This is a genomic window from Capnocytophaga sp. oral taxon 332 str. F0381, from assembly GCF_000318275.2.
GTDB lineage: Bacteria > Bacteroidota > Bacteroidia > Flavobacteriales > Flavobacteriaceae > Capnocytophaga > Capnocytophaga bilenii.
This window is the reverse complement of the sequence record NZ_KB291337.1, coordinates 1-4,025: the sequence shown is the minus strand read 5'-3', so window position 1 is coordinate 4,025 and position 4,025 is coordinate 1. Positions and strand designations below refer to the sequence as shown.

Genomic DNA, 4,025 nt, shown 5'->3' with positions numbered 1-4,025 from the left:
CCCAAAAATCTGCCCGTGCGGCTCGCACTCTCACCTGCCCCAAAAATCTGCCTGTGCGGCTCGCACCCCAACTGGCGCAAGCTTGCAGCTTGTGCCCAATTCAAAATTCAGAATTCAAAATTCAAAATTCTCCTCCTGCGGCTGGCGCCTAACGCCCAAAACTCTCTCTTCCCCAAAAGAATGGAGGCTCGATATCCAAAGCACGAAGGTATGTATACCCTTGTCCGCGGTGATGACTTTCATTTTCAATGAAGTATAGTATCCATTGAGTAAAGCTAAAAGTCATTTGATAGATAGTAAGCGGTTGAGTATAATCGCCTACTTTTTGCCATTCGCGGTCGAGGATTTCAGTACTCCTATCCCACAAAGCCAATACTTCTGCTTTAGTAGTAGGAAAAGTACCCTCCAAGAAAAGAGTATGTTGTTCCTGAAATCTCTCTTTAAAAAGATAGTCAAAAACTCTTAAAAACTCTTCTACCATTCCCGAAAACGGACGTAAGTTAGCTATTTTAAATTCAAAAAAGTCTTTTTCAGGAAAAGCCTCAATCACCTTACGAGTAAGAGCACGTACATCTTTCAAATTAGTAAGTAATGCTTCAGGAGTAAGTATTTCTTTCATATTATTATTTATTTTTTTTCAATCTTTTATATATCCCCTCTGCTGGCGCAAGCTTGCAGCTTGTGCCCAATTCAAAATTCTCCTCTTGTCTCACAAGCCTCACAAGTCCCACCTGTCCCACAAGTCCCACCAGTCTCACCAGTCCCACAAGTCTCACCAGTCCCACAAGTCTCACTCGTCTCACCTGTCCCAAAAATCTGCCCGTGCGGCTCGCACTCTCACAAGTCCCCAAAATCTGCCCGTGCGGCTCGCACTCTCACAAGTCCCAAAAATCTGCCCGTGCGGCTCGCACTCTCACAAGTCCCAAAAATCTGCCCGTGCGGCTCGCACCCCCGCTGGCGCAAGCTTGCAGCTTGTACCCAATTCAAAATTCAAAATTCAGAATTCAAAATTCTCCTCCTGCGGCTCGCACTTAGTGCCTTATCATCTCCACAAACTGGTCAAACAGATAAGTAGCATCATTAGGACCAGGCGCTGCTTCAGGGTGGTACTGCACACTGAAACATCTTTTACCTTTGATGCGCAAGCCCATTACAGTATTATCATTTAGGTGTGTATGAGTAATTTCCACATTAGGGTTAGCTTCAGCTTCAGCTCTATTTACTGCAAAACCGTGATTTTGCGAAGTAATTTCATCTTTACCTGTCAGTAAGTTTTTCACAGGGTGGTTAATTCCCCTATGTCCATTGTGCATTTTATAGGTAGAAATACCATTAGCTAAAGCGATAATTTGGTGTCCTAAGCAAATGCCAAAAAGAGGCAAATCTTCTGCAATCATCTGTTTTACTTGTGCTATAACCTCCGTTAGCGGCTCAGGGTCACCAGGCCCGTTTGATAAGAAATAACCATCAGGTTGCCACGCTTTCAACTCTTCTAAGGGAGTATTGTAAGGAAACACTTTTATATACATATCGCGAGCAGCCAAATTGCGCAATATATTGCGTTTGATACCAAAATCAAGAGCTGCAACTTTGTATTTAGCATCCGGATTACCAAAAAAATAAGGTTCAGTAACCGACACTCGTGATGCCAATTCTAAACCTTTCATATTAGGAACATCGTTTAAACGTGCTTTAAGCACCTCCAAGTCGGTTGTTTCGGTAGAAATAACAGCGTTCATTGTACCATTGTCGCGTATATAGCTCACTAAAGCACGAGTATCAACATCAGTAATAGCTACTAAGTGGTTGGTATCAAAAAAATCTTTCAGCGTACTTTCCATACCCGCTCTTGAGGCTGTATAGCTAAAATTCCTACATACCAAACCCGCTATTTTCAGTCCATCCGATTCATCTTCAGAACTTGTAATTCCATAATTACCTATATGAGCATTGGTAGTTACCATTATCTGACCAAAGTAGGAAGGGTCAGTAAAGATTTCTTGGTAGCCTGTCATCCCTGTATTAAAACATACTTCCCCAAAAGCAGTACCTTCATAGCCTACGCTTTTACCGTAAAAAGCAGTTCCATCGGCTAAAAGCAATACCGCATCTTTTTTTTGTTGATACTTCATCGTTCTGTTGTAATTTTGTGGCAAAGATACAAAATAATGTTTAATTGTCAATGATTAATAATTATTTTTTTTTACAATTTGCCAATTCAAAATTCATAATTCAAAATTCAAAATTCTCATCTCTTAATTCTTCGGAGTTAGTATGATATATTACCCCCTGCTGGCGCAAGCTTGCAGCTTGTGCCCAATTCAAAATTCTCTCACCCGTCCTACCCGTCTCACCCGTCTCACCTGTCTCACCCGTCCCACCTATCTCACCTGTCCCAAAAATCTGCCTGTGCGGCTCGCACTCCCACCAATTCAAAATTCAGAATTCACAATTCAAAATTCATAAAAAAACTTTGGCAAAGCTCCAAGCCTTGCCAAAGTTTTTTTTATGAAACATTAATTATTTCTTCAAATACAACCAGCCCACTTCTTTATGTCTCTCATTAGCTGCATCATAGTATTCTATGATGTAGTAATAAGTACCTTGTGGTAAGTGGTCGCCTGCATCCATAGTAGCTCGTGCATTCGATCTTCCGTTAAACACCTTCGTCAAGTTGTCATATCCCTCTGCACTAAATACTTCTGCTCCCCAACGGTTATAGATGCGTACCGTATTATTTGGATAAGCCTCTATACCTCCTATATGGAAGTGGTTATTCAATGCCGAACCGTTCAATGACACCCCGTTATAGATTATCAAATCTGCTGTAACGGTGATGCGTACTGTTGCTGTGCTACAGCCACCTGCGGTGCATAGTGTATATTCAAATTCATCAGTGCCCACAAAGCCGTTGTTTGGCTCATAAGTAATTGTGCCGTCTCCATTGTTGGTAGCTATACCATTGGCAGGAGGTGTAATTACATTCACGTGAGTTGCTGGCTTATCGGTTACTTTTATCTCTACAGGAGTATTGATAAAGGTAGTAGCCGTTATTGTATGTGCATCAGGCACTTCGTTATCAGGCACTTCAAAATTCACTTCACCTGTTGTACAAGTACTTGGCGAAGCCGTTGTACACAATTGGTAAGTAATTGTATAGTTACCAGGTCTCAAACCTTCTGGTATTGTTATCGTACCATCAGGGTTGATAGTAGGCGTTACTGTATTACCATTTGCATTCGTTGTTACACTTTGCGTACTGATAGTTACAGTGTTACTATTTACTGCTGTAGTGCTACCGTTAGGGTGCAATATATGGTCGTTATCAAATACACTTGGGGTTGTACGAGTACCCGTACCTGTAACTACAAAGCTATCTGGGTTAACAATCACCGTTGGCTGTGTAGGTACTACCGTAAAGGTTACCGTACCATTAGCACAAGTCGTTGGCGTTGTAGTTGTACACAATTGGTAAGTAATTGTATAGTTACCAGGTCTCAAGCCTTCTGGTATAGTTATCGTACCATCAGGGTTGATTGTTGGCGTTACCGTATTACCACTTGCATTTGTTGTTACCGTTTGCGTACTGATAGTTACCGTACTGCTGGTTACACTATGAGTGTTGCCGTTAGCATCTACTATGCGGTCATTATCAAATACACTTGGGGTAGTGCGCGTACTTGTACTCGATACCACAAAACTATCTGGTGTGATTACAATAGTCGGTGTTACATCACCTACTATTATCGTTGTTGTTCTGCTTACACAGCTTGTTGGCGTTGCAGTTGTACATACTTGGTAGCTGATAGTATAAACTCCATTAGGCGTTGTAGGTGGTACCGTTACTATTCCTGTTGATGGGTCTAATCTTGGTACTACCGAACCTGTCGGACTTGATGTTACTGTAATTTGTACCGTTGGGTTAGCACCCGTTACAGTTGCCGACTGACTGCCGCCGTTCACCGTACCGCCGTCCAATATATTCCTTGTTGTGGTTGCTGTACCGCTATGGGTGATGCTCACAT

4 protein-coding genes are annotated in these 4,025 nt (G+C 42.1%); all 4 read right to left on the bottom strand.

All coding sequences use genetic code 11. From position 1 onward, the window contains the following. Positions 1-148 precede the first annotated feature (148 nt). A complete protein-coding gene (locus HMPREF9075_RS09735; RefSeq protein ID WP_009416404.1) occupies positions 149-619 on the bottom strand; it encodes a DinB family protein in 471 nt (156 codons plus the stop codon). Positions 620-1,031: 412 nt separating this feature from the next. Then, complete coding sequence (gene carA / locus HMPREF9075_RS09730; protein ID WP_009416401.1) at positions 1,032-2,132, bottom strand: glutamine-hydrolyzing carbamoyl-phosphate synthase small subunit; 1,101 nt, start codon at positions 2,130-2,132, stop codon at positions 1,032-1,034. Positions 2,133-2,232: 100 nt separating this feature from the next. Next, positions 2,233-2,436 carry a hypothetical protein gene (locus HMPREF9075_RS09725; RefSeq protein WP_009416400.1) on the bottom strand — a complete coding sequence of 68 codons (204 nt, stop codon included), beginning with the start codon at positions 2,434-2,436 and terminating at the stop codon, positions 2,233-2,235. Between the two features lie 84 nt (positions 2,437-2,520). Further along, positions 2,521-4,025 (bottom strand): gliding motility-associated C-terminal domain-containing protein (locus tag HMPREF9075_RS09720; RefSeq protein ID WP_034557491.1); only part of this gene is annotated, 1,505 nt, incomplete at its 5' end.

Excerpts from the sequence above, each read along its gene's own strand:
- carA (WP_009416401.1), bottom strand. The coding sequence starts at position 2,132 with ATGAAGTATCAACAAAAAAAAGATGCGGTATTGCTTTTAGCCGATGGA.
- HMPREF9075_RS09735 (WP_009416404.1), bottom strand. The coding sequence starts at position 619 with ATGAAAGAAATACTTACTCCTGAAGCATTACTTACTAATTTGAAAGAT.